The organism is Megasphaera cerevisiae DSM 20462 (assembly GCF_001045675.1).
GTDB classification, from domain to species: domain Bacteria; phylum Bacillota; class Negativicutes; order Veillonellales; family Megasphaeraceae; genus Megasphaera; species Megasphaera cerevisiae.
Genome location: NZ_LEKT01000002.1, coordinates 27,876 through 45,108 on the forward strand (window position 1 = coordinate 27,876; position 17,233 = coordinate 45,108).

Genomic DNA, 17,233 nt, shown 5'->3' on the forward strand with positions numbered 1-17,233 from the left:
TTTTTCAATACATGCACGTTCTGCCGTTATAAAAAAACGCCCATACGGCCTTCCGGCGTATAGGCGTGTACGTGCTACATGTCCAGATTGCATATGGGATGATCCCTGTCCACAAAACCGGTTATCACCTGGCAGTGAAACATACCCTGCAGGTGCTCTGCCAATTCCGCCCGGATCGGGTCTACCTGCTCCTGATTTACATCCGTAAATCCATCAATAGGGAAAAACACATGCGACGTATCTGCCGTTATTTTTCCATATTCACTCTGCCGCCAGGTCCAGCGGCGCGTGCGTACTTCATGACCGGCAACATATACAATTTCTCCCGGGTCCAGCGTCTCCGTTCCCTCGCCGCCAAACGGCACAAAGATATCTCCGGGAAGAGCATACCGCATATCAATATCTTCTGAAGAACAACCCAGATCCTGCGTTCCCATAGGAATAACATAGTTTAGAGAAAGGGCGTTATTCAAATCAACCAACGGATTGATTCGCGGCATATCCTTTCCCCTGCTGATACGGGAAAACATGGTCTCTGCCGAGCAGGGAATTCGATTGGGATTCAGATCCTGGGCCCGAAAAGCTTCACGATACGGCACGATTTCCGGCACCAGCCTTACATTTACCTGCGAAAAACATGCCTGTCCCAAAGCGCAGCCGGCTGCAAATAATCACGTCCATTGTCTGTCCCTTGGGCTGCCACTACGCCGATATACAACGTCGGAAGCGCATCAAAGACATGCTGTTCAACCTTATATTTCATACTGCGGGCTCCTTTAAAAACAAATTCCCCCATATACCCCGACCGGCCTGCCGAAACCAAAAACGCCGCTATGCGTCGAGATTGAGAATTGCCGCGGCTAATACCTGTGCCCGTTCAAATAATGAATCTACGACAGCATATTCCTGCGGACTGTGATTTCTGCCACCCGTGACACCCATCGCACAAACGGTGGGGACCCCAGCCAATACCGTATAGGCCGAATCTGAACCGCCGCCAACCATCTGCGCATAGGGTTCTGCCAATCCCAGTTCCGTATAGGTTCGTTTAACGACAGCAAACAGCTGCTCCGCAGCCTCCGTCCGTTTCATCGGCAAAAAGCCGGCCAGCTCCGTCAGCTCTGACTTCGTATCTGTCACATATTGCGCTGCAGTGACTGCCTGGAGGCGTCCTCTGATGATTTCCCGGTCAGACGGTTCAAGATAGCGGACATCAATCTGCACAGATGCATGCCCCGGTACGGCATTGACCACCGTACCACCGCAAATCGTACCAACATTGTACGTCGTACCTCGTTTCCAATCCGTCAAATTCTGAATATCGATCACCTTATGGGCAATTTCCAGAATAGCGCTGCGCCCTTTTTCCGGTTCATTACCCGCATGCACGGCAACGCCCTCCACATCCAATTGAAAAACCAAGGATCCCTTGCGCTGCACGACGAGAGCATTATCAAGAAATCCCGTTTCACAATTAAAAGCTGCCCGGGCCCCGCGAGTCTCTTTAACAATTCGGTCTGCTGCCCGGGAATTACGATGCCCCACCTCTTCATCACCAGCCAGAATCAGTTTGACCGGCCGTTTTCTATAACTGGCCGCCTGCAATGCCTTCATGGCAAATATGGCGACAACGATACCGCCTTTCATATCGAGAACCCCGGGACCGTAGGCCTTATCACCGCGGATCGTAAATGGCCGGGCTGCCAGCGTCCCGCTGGGAAAGACCGTATCCATATGTCCCAGCAGTATGACCGGAGCCTCTGCAGCTTGGTCATTCAACACCGCCATCACCATATTGCCGGCCTGTTTCATAGTAATAACTGCGGCCCGGGCACCAGCGGCTTCCATCTCTGCCTGAACGGCGGCAGCCACCGCGTCGACACCGGCCTTGTCTGCAGAGCCGCTTTCAATACTGACCAGCCGTTCCCATAATGCCAGCATTTCTTCGTGATGCCCGTTTATGTACGAAGCAATGACCCTCTTCATCGTATCCATACGTATTCCCCCTTTTTTATATGGTCTTATTGTACCATTCTGACATCAAAGAACCAATCCCCTTTATTCTAAAAGCCGCCGTCCGGTACAGGTGGGTTCTGTATCCGGACGGCGGCCTATTTTAAACGGCAGCAAGCTGCTGCCTTGCCTTATCAAAGAATGGACTTGTAGATTGCAACAATTTGCTCTTTGCCGGCATCACGGGGATTGCCCGGTGTGCAGGCATCAGCCATAGCTGAATCAGCCAGGAAATCAATATCCTTTTCCTGAACACCCAATTCACTTAACCGGCGGGGAATCTTGACATCATCAGCTAACGTCTGAACCGCATCGATGCATGCCTTGCGGTATTCTTCCTGATTCATGGCATCTACTCCCTGTACACCCATGGCACGGGCAATTTCACGATATCGCGCACCCGTCGCTTCCGCATTGAAAGTCAGCACGGGAGCAAGCAGGATCGCGCAGGCCACGCCATGGGGAATATCATAAAAAGCGCTGAGCGGATGAGCCATGGAGTGATCAATACCAAGTCCGACATTAGAAAAACCCATGCCGGCAATATACTGACCAAGCGCCATTTCTTCACGGGCCTTCATATCTCCGTCAACAGATTTACGCAGCCATTTGCTGATAATTTCAATCGCCTTCAAATGCATCATATCTGTCAATTCCCAGGCATTTCGGGTAATATAGCCTTCAATAGCATGTACGAGAGCATCCATACCGGTAGCGGCGCAGAGACTCCGCGGCATTAACGCAACCATATCAGGATCGATAACCGCGACAACGGGAATATCATGCGGATCACAGCAGACAAATTTACGATGCTTTTCCGGATCCGTGATGACATAGTTGATCGTAACCTCTGCCGCCGTACCGCTAGTCGTAGAAACGGCAATAATCGGTGTACATTTATTTTTCGTCGGCGATGCCCCTTCCAGACTGCGTACATCGGCAAACTCTGGATTTGTCAGGATAATACCAATCGCTTTACACGTATCCATGGCGCCGCCGCCGCCGACTGCAACGAGAATATCCGCCTCATGTTCTTTACAAAAGAATACCCCATCCTGTACATTTTTGATTGTCGGATTCGGCTTAATTCGATCATATACTACATAGGGAATCCCAGCCTGATCTAAAAGCTCCGTAATTTTCGTCGCAACTTTAAATTTCATCAAGTCCTGATCCGTAACAACGACAACATGCTTGCAATTTCGTCCTCTGATTTCCGTAACGATTTCATTGATCGCTCCTTTACCAAAATAAGACGTTTCATTTAACGTGATTTTATTTGCCATAATGTACTGTCTCCTCCTTAATTATATATCATTATGACAATATATATGAAAAATTCATGCCAATTATTGAAAAAATAGTAAAAAGATTTTTGAAAATCAATAAATAAAGAGAGAATGGGCTTCATAATACCATTTCTCTCTTTATTTATTTTCTCTGTTTTTCTATTTATCTTATCATATGATGCTTATTTGTGTCATTTATCTCAAAATAAAATCTCATTTATCTCACATTGTAATATTTTTGAGACATTCATAACTTTAAACTGCGCCTTATTTTTTTAGGCTCTATCCCGTAGGTCCGGCAGAGACGGTAAAAGGTTGCCCGGCTTACGCCTATACTGGCAGCGGCCGCATTGACGCTGCCGCCTGTTTTTTCCAAAGCCAGGAGACATTGCTCGCCTTCGGAAGAAGAGGCATTCGTCCCCGTTCGAACATACGAAGGCGCCGCCTCATGTGTCCGGGTCGCCGCATCCTCCAGCATATCACGAAAAACCTGCTTTGAAATAACCGGGCCGCCGCTCATATAAAATGCCCGTTCTATACAGTTCTGCAGCTCCCTTACATTTCCCGGCCAATCATAGCATGTCAGGCGACTCAAACTATCCGGAGACAGCGTCTTGCGCTGTGCCGGATAACGCTCATTAAAACGTTCCAAAAAGAGGCGGGCACAATACTGAATATCTGCCGGCCGCTCCCGCAGCGGCGGAATATCCAGCTTCAGCACGTTCAGTCTATAATACAAATCTCCCCGGAAAGAACCGAGGCGGACCTGCCGCTTCAGATTACGGTTTGTCGCCGCAATCACCCGTACATCCAGCTTTTTTTCCTCCTTGCCGCCAATGCGCCGGATCCGCAGCGTTTCCACAGCCCGCAGCAATTTCGCCTGAAACTCCATGGGCATTTCACCGATCTCATCCAAAAACAGCGTACCGTAATTAGCCAATTCAAATTTTCCGGGATTTCCTTCCTTCAAAGCACCGGTAAACGCGCCCTTTTCATAACCAAATAATTCGCTCTCGATCAGGTCGCGGGGCAAGGATGCGCAGTTGACAGCGACAAAAGGCCCGCCGGCACGATGACTCCCCGTATGGATAGCCTGCGCAAACAGCTCCTTTCCCGTACCGCTTTCACCCTCTATAAGCACGCTGCCGTCATAGCGGGCATATTGACGAGCCTGTCCGACAACCTGCCTCATCACCGGATCCGCCGCAAAAATACTGTCAAATGTATAAATAGCCTGATTCCCCGATACCCGGTTGACAGACCGGATAAAATGCTCCTGCTTCCGCAGAATGATGGTAATCGTCCTGCCGGTCGCATCGGCGGTACAGGAAATGGTTGCGCTGAAGCGCCGTACCCGCCCATTCAGGACAAACCGCATGTCGTCGACATACGTCGGCGCGTTATCCTCTTTCTCTATCAATACCGCCGCCCAATCCACATTGGGCATAACCTGGCGAAAATCGACCTGCGCCATATGCGGCAGGGAAATAGCCAGCTCTTTTTTGGCCGTGTAGTTGCTCCAGCGCAGATGAAAGGTTTCATCCAAAAGCAAAATCGCTTCATGCAAACCATTGGCAGCAGAGCGCATGATCAAAGTCTGATGATAGCTGGCCAGCATGCTTTCGATACTAAACGCACAGGCCACTACCAACGCCAGCGTATGCGGATGGGCCGCCTCCACGCTGCCGGACAGGTCCAAGCATCCAATAACGCTGCCGTTGACACCATGAATAGGCGCCGCCGAACAGGTCCATGTATGCTGGGAAAGACAATAATGCTCGGCCCCGTTCATTTGGATAGGCATGTTATATTCCAGCGCAATTCCCGGTGCATTGCTGCCGACACCGGTATTGCTCCATACGGAGCCGCGGCGAAGCAATATATTCTCCGACCGCTGAATGATCGCATCATCGCCGATTGTACGAAGAACATAACCGTTTCGATCAGCCAGCGCCAGCAGAAAGTGGGACTCCTTAATGATTTTATATACACTCTGCATGACCGGGCCGGCTACATGCATGAGGACCTTATTTTTCCGCAGCACGTCCTGAAATATATCATCACCAACCTGCGTACCGCCGCTGCTGTATGGATCAACGCCGAACTCCCGGCATTTTTTCCATGACCGGGCCACGACAGGCTGCATGCGATCATCCAAGATGCCTTCCGTCATAAAACGCTCCCATATCCTTCTTGCCTCTTCCGTATTCATGGCCTTCCCTCCGCATCATATCCCAGTTTCCACACAAAAAAAGAACGGTCAGTATATGCTTTATAGCCATTCTAACCGTTCTGCAGAAAATATTCAACTGCCATCCGCTGCGCCAGCGGCATGGGGAAGACGGACCATGCGTCAAACAAGCGCCGACACTGCATCCCAAATCAGCGGATTTTTTGTGGCCCGGCAAAAGTACCGCCCAATGCTTTATACCCGTTTCTGGGACCGGCGCCAGATCCGCTGTGTTTCTGCGGCCTGGATAAGCGATTCCCGGAAATCAGGATGAGCGATATGGATGATCGCCTCTGCCCGCTGCCACGAAGAAAGGCCGGACAGATTCGCCACGCCATACTCTGTGACCATGTATGGGGCCTGTGTTCTCGGCGTCGTAATAATATCACCCTGCGTAAACCGGGGCAGAATATTGGAATGAAGCCGTCCCTCCCGATCCCGATACGCTGACGGCATAGCCAGAAAGGCCCGGCCATGCTCCGCCATATAGGTTCCGGTCACAAAATCCAGCTGTCCGCCCGTACCGCTAATCTGCCGTATTCCTGCCGACTCTGAGCAGACCTGTCCATACAAATCCATGGCAATGCAGCTGTTGATGGAAATAAAATCATCGAGCTGACGTATCGTTTCAGGATGATTGACATATTTCATCGGCGCCGATAAAATATCCTGATTATGATCCAAAAATTCATACAGCGCCTTGGAACCCATGCAAATAGAAAAGACGCCCTTGCCGCGCTGCAGCTTTTTTTTTCGATTGGTAATCTTGCCTGACTCATACAGATTCAGGTATCCGTCGCTCATGAGTTCTGTGTGCATGCCCAGATCCTTCAAATCCGATGCGGCGATCAATACGCCCAGCGCGTTTGGCATGCCGCCGATGCCCAGCTGCAGGGTCATGCCATCGTGCAGATACGGAAATATCTGCGCTGCAATCTGACGGTCGATACTGCTGGCACCCCGGCTGGGCGCCGTATTGATTTTTTCATCGCTTTCCACCACACAGTCCACCTCAGAAATATGGATATGGTCATTGGCCATGCCGTAAATAACCGGCATGCCCGGATTTACCTCCAAAATAATATGGTCTGCCGTATCCAGCATCTCCTGCTGGCAGCTATTGGTCAGTCCGAAGGAAAAACAGCCGTGCTTATCCATGGGTGCCACGGTAACCATGGCCACATTGACCTTTACCGCGCCCTTAGCATAGTAAGAACCGCAGTCGCGAAACAGCATCGGCGAATGAAAGGCCCGTCCCTGATCCAGATATTGCCGGTCGATCCCCGAGCAATGCCATAAATTATAGGTAAACGTCTTATTCTCCTGATCCTGTTCCAGCACCTGCACGGGGCGGCATGAAATAGCATTATATACGTTAATGTCCTGCAGCTCATCCCGGCGCTTGGCCAGCGCCGCATCCAGCGCTGCCGGATACGAGCAGCACTGGCTATAATCGACCCAATCGCCGGATTTGACGATCTGTACAGCGTCTTCTGCCGTACGCAGTTTTTCTTTATATTCCTGATACACGTTCATTATGCATCCTCTTTCTGAATTTTTTTTATACGTACTGCTCTATCAATTTTCGGAATGCCCCAAAAGACCTCTTGATCATGTCTGGATCAACACAATAGGAAATGCGCACATAGCCGGGACAGCCAAAGCTGTCGGCTGGTACGATGAGCAGATTGAGTTTTTTGGCCTTTTCGGCAAAAGCCGCAGCAGCCGCCTCCGGCGACTTTACGAAAAGATAAAAGGCGCCGCTCGGATACACGCATTCATAGCCCATTTGACTTAATTCATTATATAATAGTTTCCGATTAAAATCATATACGCCTACATCGGAAGTCTGGCCCAGACATTTCAAAACCACATCCTGAAACAAATGGGGAGCACAGACAAATCCCATGGCCCGCCCGGCGCCGCATACGGCCGTATACACCTCTCGGCTTGCCGCCGCGCAGCCGGGAATGAGAATATACCCGATCCGTTCACCCGGCAGAGAAAGGGACTTGCTGTAAGAATAGCAGATGATCGTGTTGCTGTAAAATTTCGGCACGTAGAGAATGGGCAGGCCGTCATAAATGATCTCCCGATAAGGTTCATCGGCAATCAGATAGATGGGATGACCGATTTCTGCCGACTTCCGTCCCAGCAGGGCCGCCACCTTTTCATACGTTTCGGCGGAATAGACCGTACCGGACGGATTATTCGGCGAGTTGACGATGACAGCACGCGTATGTGCTGTCATCGCCTGTTCCAAAGCGTTCAGAGATACCTGGAACTGTTCTACATCCGGCGGCACAACAACAACTTTTGCCCCGGCGTTGCCGACGAACACGGTGTATTCCGGAAAAAATGGCGCCAGCAGGACGATTTCATCAGCCGGGCCTTCCACCAGCGCCTTCAGCGTAATTGTCAGGGATGCGGCAGCGCCGCAGGTCATATAAAAATTACCTGCCGTTACGCCGGCATCGTAAGTCTCATTCATATACGCTGCCAGGCCCTGCCGCACCGCTTCATCTCCCGAAGCTGCCGTATAGCCATGGATGGCCGCGGATTCCCGGGTTGCGAGGATTTCCTCAATCGCTTCCCGGATGCAGGCCGGCGCCGGCACTGTAGGATTGCCAATGCTGAAATCAAAAACGTTTTCCCTGCCGACAATGGCAGCCTGCTGCTGCCCATATGTAAATAATTCACGAATAACCGAGCTTTGCGAGCCCAGCGCATACATTTCTTGTGATGCCATACTACACACTCTCCTTCGGGATACAGTAAAATCAGCTAAAAGCGATAAACGGCGAAATAAACAAGACGATGCCCATGGCAATGATCGGGATAAGCTGCCACGTCCTGTATTTTTTGAAAATATCCAGCTTGATGACCAGCCACACCGGCAAAAAACAGGCAATAATGCCGATAAGACAGCCCAGAATAGGCGTAAAGCTCAGAACCGGCGCATTGCACACGATGACACCCCAGCAAATAAGGATACAGAATATGCTGATACCGTATGTAATGAAACGGCGATTGATCCTGTCTTCAGGCATGACACGCCGGAGCACGTTTACAACAATGCCGATACAAGCATCGCGAAAACTGAGGAACATAGCAAAATACGCGGTCACGACAGCAAAAAGATTTAAAATCAGATTAAATATCTTGATAAACGCCCCGTCCATGCTTTGGGCCGCCAACGCCAGGGCAGAAATATTAGCGGTATATGCCTGTACAGCCTGGCCGTGATTGATGGCCAGATTGAACGACACCGTATAAAATATAACAAGCCCGATCAGAAAAAAATACGCCGTATTATAAATCCGCATGGACCGGTAATGGGCCACCACTTTATTTTCCGTCTGCGAACGAAAATAAATAACGACAGGACCCAGTCCGACAAAGAATTCAATCGACATGGCTATAAACGGCAGCATAATGATGAATTGCTTGACGATGTACATAGCATCCGGCGGAATCAGGATATTGGCCATATTCCACATAGGAAACATCATGATGCCCAGCGCGGCGATTACGAAGGCCTTGGTAAATACCATGCCGGAGGATACCTTCATGAGCAGCTTTTCGCCCTGTGAGGCCACCAGTACCAGACAGCAGATGATCGCCAGCCCATAAAAGATATTCGTCGACAGCAACGTATCTGTTATGCCAAACGTAACCAAAAAAGATGCGCTGTCATTCGTAAGAGCTGTAGAATAGAGAAAAATCAGGATCGTCGTGAACACAAAATAAAGAATGCCCAGAAAAAATCCCCAGTTTTTTCCTAAATATCCTGAAATAATACCGGCAAAATCCTCACACTTCGGAGCTTCCGCCAGCACGTTTAAATATAACTTTTGATGCTGATAGGCAATGGGATAGCCAACAACAGCGACTAAGATAAAGATCAGCAGCCCCGACAGTCCCACCTGTATAGGCAAAAATACGATGCCCGCGCCCAGGGACATGCCGATGCACATAATAATCCAGCCCAGGTCAATACCCGTAAAACGGGTGGCTTCCCGCCATTCCGCCACACTCATACCTGCCTTTTCGGCATATTTCGAACTTGACCGGCCCAATATACGTTCGGGAAACGATACAGACTCTGATGGCATAAAGCGTTCCTCCTTTATGTAACTACCGCCGTATTCCCCCGTATATAGCCAGCTATATAAAATCACGGTAGTAGGATGCATACACAGCAATAACAGTCTTGCGGAAAACAGCCAGCAGGCAGTTTACATCGCCGCCATACCCGCCTCAAAGGCCTGCAAATTCATATCGACAAAATTTTTCTTCACCGTTTGGGATATAATGCCCTTCCAGTCGATATCATGCAGCCCCAATGCCTCAACCAGTGCTCCCAGCAGAACGACGTTCGCGCTTTTGGGATTTCCCAAATCAGAAGCGATCTGCGTCGCGTCAATCGCCAGAACAGACACGCATTCCTGCAGCGCCGCAATAACGCCCTCCGGATACTGACAGGTACCGGACAACACCGGCATGGACGGAATGCGGCATGCATTCACGACAATTTTTCCGTCCTTTTTCAAAAATTTCGCATACCGGGCCGCTTCCATTTCTTCAAAGGATACGAGAATATCTGCCGTCCCTTCGCCGATGATCGGCGAGTACACCTTGGCACCGAAACGAACCTGCGTACTGACGCTGCCGCCGCGCTGGCTCATGCCATGCACCTCCGACATCTTGACATCATAGCCGTGTGCAATCAATCCCATCGTAAGGATCTTGCTTGCCAATATCGTTCCCTGTCCGCCTACGCCGACAAATAATACGTTCTTTACGTCTGTCATGAGTGAGACTCCTTTCTGGAAATAGCGCCTACAGGACACACCTGCATACACACGGTGCAGCCTACGCAGTCTGCCTGAGAAATACCGGATTTTTTGGCACTGGCGTCAAACCGCAGCGCCGGGCAACCTGTAGAAAGGCATTTTTTACAACCAATGCATTTCGTTTCATCGACCACGCAGGGCGTCCTGTCGAGATCGAACTGCTCTTTATCTTCTTTAGAAAACTTTTTCAGAACACACGGCCATTTGGTGATAATGACGACCGGCTCCTCTGTAATAGCATACGCCCAGTCCAATGCTTCTTTCATTTCCCTCAGCCGCAGTGGATTGACCGTGCGGACGTTTTGTATTCCCAAAGCCCGCACCACCGTTTCAATGTCGATACGGGTGGTCATGTCCCCATGAATAGTATAGCCCGTTCCCGGATTTTCCTGATGGCCCGTCATCCCCGTAATGCGGTTGTCCAGAATAACGCAGATCGTATTAGACCGGTTATACGCCACCTCAGTCAGGGAATTGATGCCCGTATGAAAAAAAGTCGAGTCACCCATGGTCGCCACGACTCTTTTTTTCTGGCCGCTTCGGCTGAAACCATGATACATTCCGTGTCCCACAGAAAAAGCACTGCCCATGCACAACGCCAGATCCTTGGCGTTGAGCGGCGGCGCGCCGCCCAGGGCATAGCAGCCGATATCACCGATCATCACCGTGTCCTTGCGCTTGCCCAGCTCATAAAAGAAACCCCGGTGCGGACAGCCGGCACACAAAGTAGGCGGGCGGGGAACAAACAAGGCATCGGAAACCTCCACGCCTGCATTTTTCGTTTGCAGAATGCCTTCAGAAATAATATTGGGATTCAGTTCGTCAATACCGGGAATAACATCCCTGCCATGACAGGAGATACCGGCTTCATGAATGATGTCCTCCATAAACGGGTCCAGTTCCTCCACCACGTACAGCGTATCCACCTTTTCACTGAACGCTCTGATTTTATGCACCGGCATCGGATAGGTAAATCCCAGTTTCAGATAAGACGCCCTGTCGCCAAACACCTCTTTAGCATACATATAGGCCGCTCCGGCAGCAATAATACCGATCTTGGTATCATGCAGTTCCTCCACTGTATACGAACTGTTTTCAGCATATTCCTTCAGTTTCTGTTCCCGTTCCTCCACCACATAGCGGCGCATTTTGGAAATAGCCGGCACGGCATCCATTTTTTCCCGCTGCTTGACGTAACGTACCGGCGCAGCCTCCGTTCTGACACCTTCCTCAACCAAACTCTTAGAATGACAGACGCGGGTCGTCATGCGGATCATGACCGGCACGCCGTAGGTTTCGCTGACTTTATAGGCCTCCAATGCCATATCCCTGCATTCTTGTGAATCTGACGGCTCGAACATAGCTATTTTAGCCGCCTTGGCATAATGGCGGTTATCTTGTTCGTTCTGCGACGAATGCATCCCCGGATCATCAGCAGATACAAAGACAAAACCGCCGTTCAAACCCAGGTACGAAAAGGTGAATAAGGGATCCGCCGCCACATTGAGCCCCACCATTTTCATGGCCGCAAAGGCACGGACTCCGGCCATGGACGCCCCCATAGCCGCTTCCATGGCGACTTTTTCATTCGGTGCCCATTCTGAAGCAATTTCCCCGTATTGCGCGACATGTTCCAATATTTCCGTACTTGGCGTTCCCGGATAGGCAGAAGCAAACAATACCCCTGCTTCATACACCCCTCTGGCAATCGCTTCATCGCCTGTCATTAATACTTTCATTCTGACTACCTCCTATCAGTATATGTACCTTAGTGTAAATCGGATGTGTCCCTGCGTCGGTTTTACACTTATATCTGTCTATCTATATGCAATATAAGTACCAACTTTATAACTGGCGCAGTTCAGCCGTTTACGAAAAAATCATAGTATCTATCTATCCTGATTATGTAAATTTTTATTGACTTTCCTTTACATTTCCACAAAAAACCAGCTACAATACATATATAATAGTCCTAGAACAGTAAAGGAGGCCGCAGCCACATGGAAAAAATATCTTTTCTTGTCGCCGACGAAAGCCTGAAGAACGACATCGAACGAACTCTCTGGACATATCGGAACAGCTTCGGCAGCACCCATATTTCCACAGAAATAGAAATCATCAATTTCCCACACCTTATTGAACAAGGAAATTACATGATCCAAAAAGGCGCTCAGGTCATTATCACCAACAGCGGCTCTCATCAAATATTGTCCGGCGCCATCGACGACATTCCTATTTTGTGTTTGTATAGTTCTACAAACGATGCGCTCTACACGCTGCGCAAGGTAGAGCATTACAAAAAAATCCACCTGCTGCTGAATAAGCATTTCATGTTCAATATGAGTGCCTGCTCACCCCACATCGCCAAAAAGCTGCAGCTTCATCCGCCGTACAGCGTCAGTACCTCACAAAACGAAATATTGAAAATCCTGGATAAAATTCCGGTCACACCGGATACGGCCATCGTAGGTTGTACGCTGCTGCCGCAGATCGCCGCCCATATTCCCATGCCGATTTACCCTATTCGTCCCAGTGAATCGACTATCCTATCGGTATATCAATACGCCAACGAACTCATCGCCTTCCACCGCAAGGACCGCAAACAGCTGTCCCTGCTGACCTCCGTTCTGTCCCATGTCGACGAGGGAATCATTTTGTACGACAAAGAAGGAAAAATATCCCATATCAATAAACAAGCCCGTATTTTTCTCAAGGCCTCATCCCACGCAAAAAAGATCAGGGAAATATTCCCTGATCTGCCGTACAGCGCCGCCGCGCCTATGCAATTTAAAGAACGAATTATCCAATCGCCGCCTTATACCCTCGTCGTCAACTCCGCACCTTTTCAAATCGAAAAAGAAAGCCATTATATTCTGGCTATCCGCGATGTAACCGAGCTGCAGCGCCTGGAAAAAAACATCCGCTATAAGCTGGCAAAAACAGGCCTGCAGGCTGCCCACCACTTTGACGCTATCAAAACAGCAAGTTCCAACATGCAGGCCGTCATTGACACAGCCAAGATTATCTCGGCCTATACCGCCCCGGTTCTCATACAAGGAGAAAGCGGCACCGGCAAAGAACTCTTTGCCCAAAGCATCCACAACGCCAGCCCGAGGCGCAGCGGGCCTTTCGTCGTCGTCAACTGTGCCGCCCTGCCGCCGGAGCTGTTGGAAAGCGAGCTTTTCGGCTATGTGGGCGGCGCCTTTACAGGTGCCCGAAAGGAGGGCAAGGCCGGATATTTTGAGCTGGCTCACACCGGTACCATCTTTCTCGACGAAATCAACAGTATGTCCCCCAACATTCAATCTAAGCTGCTCCGTGTCTTGGAAACAAAAGCGGTCATGCGCATAGGCTCAGACTATATCATCCCCCTGGATATCCGCATCATCTCGGCCAGCAACGCCGATATCATGCAAGCTGTCCAATCCGGAAATTTCCGCCGTGATCTCTTCTTCCGTCTCAACACGCTGACGCTGAATCTACCCTCTCTGAACGACAGACCCAGCGACATCGTCTTCCTTTTTTCACAATTCCTGCAAACCCTGTCCGGACAGACACCATCTCTGCCGCCGGGCTTAAAAACAGCGCTGGAGCAGCATCACTGGTGGGGCAATATCCGCGAGCTCCACAGCGTCGCCCTGCGCTATCATATTTTCGGAAATACCAGTGATAGTACCTACCAATATCTCTTTGACCAGCCCCATACACAAGAATCGCAGTTCCCCCTGATCGATAAGGACACGCTGCGCATCGATATGAAACAGCTCCACAAGGAAGTCGAACTGCTGATCATTCACAACCTGCGGCAGCAAGGTTATACGAAGCTGCAAATCGCAAAAATTCTGAATATCAGCAGGCAGACGCTGTTCAACAAGATAAAAAGCGCAGCACGATAAAGATATTATCTAATGTTTGTCTACGTCATTGTACAGTACTGTCATTTTATCTATCTGCTGACTCCCGTACGGCCAGCGGTTCCACCCGTCCGACCAGGAACAAATACGACAAGGCTCCCAGAACGCACAGCGCTCCAGCTGCTGCCAGCGGTATCAAAAAAGACCCCTGGGTGACCGTCAGCATGACCCCGGTGAACGTCGTGATGAATATTCCCGCCAGATTGCCGGCAAAATTCATGATCCCCCCAATAGACGCCACATGTCCCGGCGTCGGCGCTATTTCTCCTACAATGACCCACGTGTTGGACCCGGCAAAGGACAGGCTCGCATACGACACGGCAAATAAGGCCAGACACAAATAGATATTATCCACAAACGCACACAGGGCAATGCACGATGACAGCAGCATGCCTCCTACCAGGCAGGTCTTGCGGGCAACCGTCGCCGTATGTCCGTGCCGCAGCAGGTAATCCGATGTAAAGCCGCCCAGCCAGCCGCCGGGAATCGCCAGCAGGGCCGGCAGCATGCCAAGCGTCCCCAGTGCCTTCAGAGAAAATCCCCGCGTTTCCATCAAATAACTGGGAAACCAGGTAATAAAGAAATATATAGCAAAATTCAGACAAAACAGGCCGATCATCAGGCCCCATACCGTGCGATACCGAAACAATCCTTTCCAGGACACGCGCGGTGTTTCCGCCTGCGCCGCATCTGCCGTTCCCCGTTCCGCCAGCAGCGCATCTACCTGCTCCGGTGCGATATGACGGTATTTTTCCGGGTCCCGGTACAGAAACCACCAGACTAAGGCCCACAAAATACCGATGGCACCGGTAATAATAAACGATCCCCGCCAGCCAATATAAGAAATAATCAGGGCAATCAGCGGCAGCGACAGCGCGGATCCCACACGGGAGCCGCTGTCAAAAATACTGCAGGCAATACCCCGTTCACGCCGCGGAAACCAGTTATAAGCCGCCTTGGCAAAAGATGGCATGGCCGCCGATTCACCGACTCCCAGCAAAAACCGGGAACCGATCATGTGCCCAAAGGTATGGGCCAGGCCGGTCGTCGCCGTAAACACGGACCACCAGCCGACGGCAAAAGCCAGACTGACACGGACCCCGACCTTATCGATAAACCAGCCGGCCGGCATCTGACAAAAAGCATAGGTCCAAAAGAAGGCACTGAGCACGAGCCCCATCGCCACTGCATCCAGCCCCAGCTCGGCCTGGATATGCGGCGCTGCAATAGCCAGATTGGCCCGGTCTATATAATTGATCGCGTTGGCAAGAAAGCACATGCCGATGACGACCCAGCGCATATTTTTAAAGTGAGACTGCATCATACGTTCTGCCCCCCTGCTTTTACTGACCGCGTCACAATGACGTCGCTGCCGGAATCCAACACATTGAAAAGAATAACGCTGCCCGCCTGTACCGGTGCCTGGAGGGTAATTTTTTTGATTGCACCCATGACATCAAAAATTTGATTCTTGGGAACGGCCTTGCTCAGCCGTACGCTGGCCAGAGGCAGCACGCCGCCTTGTACCAGAACGGACGTGGCGATCGTGCGGCGCGGGTCCTGCACCTCCTGCCGCGCATATTCCGCTCCTTTCGGGCACAGATTCCCCTCTATCTTTTTGATGGTACGGCGGTCTTTCATCATGTCCACTTGCAGTTCACACCCATTCGGACAAATAATACATGTATAGGTCTGCATCATTTCATCGACACCTCCAAATCACCCTGCCGCTGCAAAGCACCGGCAGCAATACGTATATGCAGCATTTCAGCCGGCACAGCCCGCTTAAAAGCATGTACGGCTGCTTCCCTGCCATTCTGCATAACAACAAGGGTTCCATCCCGCTGCGGCGAACGGACACGGCAGGACAGGGTCACAGCCTCCGTGCCGCTGAGCCGCTGCGGCACGAGATTACCTACGCCGCTGCCGGCGGCAACCCGGATAGTACACGGAGCCAGCGCCCGGCCGCGTATGTATGAAGCCGCACAGTCGGCCAGCTGCTCTGCCTCCATCGATACAAAATCGACCAGATCATGCACATGAAGTACGTTCCCCGCCGCAAACACACCGGGAATATCCGTCTGAAAATGCTCGTCCACAACGGCGCCTTTAGTCTGTTCGTCTAAGGTCAGGCCTGCCCCCTCCGACAATTCATTTTCCGGGATAAGCCCGACAGACAAAATCAACGTATCACAGCTGTATTCCTTTTCCGTACCGGCAATAGGCCGCATATGGCCGTCTACTTCAGAAACGACAACGCCCTGCAGGCGGCTGCCGCCTTTAATCTCCGTTATGGTGTGGCTCAAATATAGCGGAATGCCGTAGTCGTGCAAACATTGCTGTATATTGCGCGGCAGGCCGCTGGCATAAGGCATAATTTCAAAAACAGCTTTGACACGCGCGCCTTCCAGTGTCATACGGCGGGCCATGATCATGCCGATATCCCCGGACCCCAGGATGACGACCTCCTTGCCGGGCATACGGTTGTACATATTGATATATGCCTGTGCGGTTCCGGCTGTAAAAACGCCGGCAGGCCGTTCGCCGGGAATACCCAGGGCACCGCGGGATCGTTCCCGGCAGCCCATGGCCAGCATAATGGCCTTTGCTTTCCATACCTTGAGACCGTCGCGGCAGGCCGCCGTAACGGTCTTATCCGGGGAAATGTGCAGCACCATCGTATCCACCGCATAGGGGATATGCAGCGCCTCCGCTTCATCAATAAAGCGCCGGGCATATTCCGGACCGCTCAACGTCTCGCCAAACCGTGTCAAGCCAAACCCGTCATGAATGCACTGACGCAAAATGCCGCCCAGACTCGCTTCCCGTTCCAGAATCAGAATATCCTCGATTCCTTTCTTTCGCAATTCCACCGCCGCCGCCAGTCCGGCTGGCCCGCCGCCAATAATAATTACATCCTTTTCCATCATT

Annotated in this window: 14 protein-coding genes; 1 reads left to right on the forward strand and 13 read right to left on the reverse strand. The window is 51.0% G+C overall.

Annotated elements, in window-relative coordinates:
* Positions 1–74: 74 nt before the first annotated feature.
* From AB840_RS00795 to iorA, 10 genes are all read right to left on the reverse strand, one after another.
* Positions 75–650: a B3/B4 domain-containing protein gene (locus tag AB840_RS00795; RefSeq protein ID WP_200809932.1), complete on the reverse strand. Its 576-nt coding sequence runs from the start codon at positions 648–650 to the stop codon at positions 75–77.
* Positions 623–763, reverse strand: a complete 141-nt coding sequence (locus tag AB840_RS17480) for a hypothetical protein (protein WP_200809931.1) — start codon at positions 761–763, stop codon at positions 623–625. Before AB840_RS17480 ends, AB840_RS00795 begins: the two co-directional genes overlap by 28 nt.
* Before the next feature lie 68 nt (positions 764–831).
* Entirely contained in the window at positions 832–1,995 is a 1,164-nt protein-coding gene (locus AB840_RS00800; RefSeq protein ID WP_200809930.1) for a M20 family metallopeptidase, read from the reverse strand.
* A 152-nt stretch (positions 1,996–2,147) separates the two neighbouring features.
* Positions 2,148–3,299, reverse strand: a complete 1,152-nt coding sequence (gene fucO, locus AB840_RS00805; RefSeq protein WP_048512926.1) for a lactaldehyde reductase — start codon at positions 3,297–3,299, stop codon at positions 2,148–2,150.
* A gap of 250 nt (positions 3,300–3,549) precedes the next feature.
* On the reverse strand, positions 3,550–5,514 hold the full coding sequence (locus AB840_RS00810) for a sigma-54-dependent Fis family transcriptional regulator (protein ID WP_048512927.1): 1,965 nt from the start codon (positions 5,512–5,514) through the stop codon (positions 3,550–3,552).
* Between the two features lie 213 nt (positions 5,515–5,727).
* Entirely contained in the window at positions 5,728–7,068 is a 1,341-nt protein-coding gene (locus tag AB840_RS00815; RefSeq protein ID WP_048512928.1) for an acetyl-CoA hydrolase/transferase family protein, read from the reverse strand.
* Between the two features lie 25 nt (positions 7,069–7,093).
* The gene (locus AB840_RS00820) at positions 7,094–8,281 is read right to left on the reverse strand and encodes a pyridoxal phosphate-dependent aminotransferase (protein WP_048512929.1); all 1,188 of its coding nucleotides are present in this window, start codon (positions 8,279–8,281) and stop codon (positions 7,094–7,096) included.
* A gap of 31 nt (positions 8,282–8,312) precedes the next feature.
* Positions 8,313–9,647: an SLC5/6 family protein gene (locus AB840_RS00825; protein ID WP_078791715.1), complete on the reverse strand. Its 1,335-nt coding sequence runs from the start codon at positions 9,645–9,647 to the stop codon at positions 8,313–8,315.
* Between the two features lie 123 nt (positions 9,648–9,770).
* Positions 9,771–10,346, reverse strand: a complete 576-nt coding sequence (locus tag AB840_RS00830; RefSeq protein ID WP_048512930.1) for an indolepyruvate oxidoreductase subunit beta — start codon at positions 10,344–10,346, stop codon at positions 9,771–9,773.
* Positions 10,343–12,127, reverse strand: a complete 1,785-nt coding sequence (gene iorA / locus AB840_RS00835; protein ID WP_048512931.1) for an indolepyruvate ferredoxin oxidoreductase subunit alpha — start codon at positions 12,125–12,127, stop codon at positions 10,343–10,345. The genes AB840_RS00830 and iorA overlap by 4 nt, the downstream gene beginning before the upstream one ends.
* 261 nt (positions 12,128–12,388) lie before the next feature.
* On the opposite strand from iorA, the gene AB840_RS00840 reads away from it, so the two are divergent.
* Entirely contained in the window at positions 12,389–14,284 is a 1,896-nt protein-coding gene (locus AB840_RS00840) for a sigma-54 interaction domain-containing protein (protein ID WP_048512932.1), read from the forward strand.
* A gap of 46 nt (positions 14,285–14,330) precedes the next feature.
* On the opposite strand, the gene AB840_RS00845 is transcribed toward AB840_RS00840, so the two are convergent.
* From AB840_RS00845 to AB840_RS00855, 3 genes are read right to left on the reverse strand one after another with little or no spacing between them, the layout of a single operon-like run.
* A complete protein-coding gene (locus tag AB840_RS00845) occupies positions 14,331–15,626 on the reverse strand; it encodes an MFS transporter (protein ID WP_200809929.1) in 1,296 nt (431 codons plus the stop codon).
* Positions 15,623–16,003: a DUF1667 domain-containing protein gene (locus AB840_RS00850; protein ID WP_048512933.1), complete on the reverse strand. Its 381-nt coding sequence runs from the start codon at positions 16,001–16,003 to the stop codon at positions 15,623–15,625. The genes AB840_RS00845 and AB840_RS00850 overlap by 4 nt, the downstream gene beginning before the upstream one ends.
* Positions 16,000–17,232: an NAD(P)/FAD-dependent oxidoreductase gene (locus AB840_RS00855; RefSeq protein ID WP_200809928.1), complete on the reverse strand. Its 1,233-nt coding sequence runs from the start codon at positions 17,230–17,232 to the stop codon at positions 16,000–16,002. The genes AB840_RS00850 and AB840_RS00855 overlap by 4 nt, the downstream gene beginning before the upstream one ends.
* Position 17,233: the final 1 nt, after the last annotated feature.

Excerpts from the sequence above, each read along its gene's own strand:
- AB840_RS17480 (WP_200809931.1), bottom strand. The coding sequence starts at position 763 with ATGAAATATAAGGTTGAACAGCATGTCTTTGATGCGCTTCCGACGTTG.
- AB840_RS00800 (WP_200809930.1), bottom strand. The coding sequence starts at position 1,995 with ATGGATACGATGAAGAGGGTCATTGCTTCGTACATAAACGGGCATCAC.
- fucO (WP_048512926.1), bottom strand. The coding sequence starts at position 3,299 with ATGGCAAATAAAATCACGTTAAATGAAACGTCTTATTTTGGTAAAGGA.
- AB840_RS00810 (WP_048512927.1), bottom strand. The coding sequence starts at position 5,514 with ATGAATACGGAAGAGGCAAGAAGGATATGGGAGCGTTTTATGACGGAA.
- AB840_RS00815 (WP_048512928.1), bottom strand. The coding sequence starts at position 7,068 with ATGAACGTGTATCAGGAATATAAAGAAAAACTGCGTACGGCAGAAGAC.
- AB840_RS00820 (WP_048512929.1), bottom strand. The coding sequence starts at position 8,281 with ATGGCATCACAAGAAATGTATGCGCTGGGCTCGCAAAGCTCGGTTATT.
- AB840_RS00825 (WP_078791715.1), bottom strand. The coding sequence starts at position 9,647 with ATGCCATCAGAGTCTGTATCGTTTCCCGAACGTATATTGGGCCGGTCA.
- AB840_RS00830 (WP_048512930.1), bottom strand. The coding sequence starts at position 10,346 with ATGACAGACGTAAAGAACGTATTATTTGTCGGCGTAGGCGGACAGGGA.
- iorA (WP_048512931.1), bottom strand. The coding sequence starts at position 12,127 with ATGAAAGTATTAATGACAGGCGATGAAGCGATTGCCAGAGGGGTGTAT.
- AB840_RS00840 (WP_048512932.1), top strand. The coding sequence starts at position 12,389 with ATGGAAAAAATATCTTTTCTTGTCGCCGACGAAAGCCTGAAGAACGAC.
- AB840_RS00845 (WP_200809929.1), bottom strand. The coding sequence starts at position 15,626 with ATGATGCAGTCTCACTTTAAAAATATGCGCTGGGTCGTCATCGGCATG.
- AB840_RS00850 (WP_048512933.1), bottom strand. The coding sequence starts at position 16,003 with ATGATGCAGACCTATACATGTATTATTTGTCCGAATGGGTGTGAACTG.
- AB840_RS00855 (WP_200809928.1), bottom strand. The coding sequence starts at position 17,232 with ATGATGGAAAAGGATGTAATTATTATTGGCGGCGGGCCAGCCGGACTG.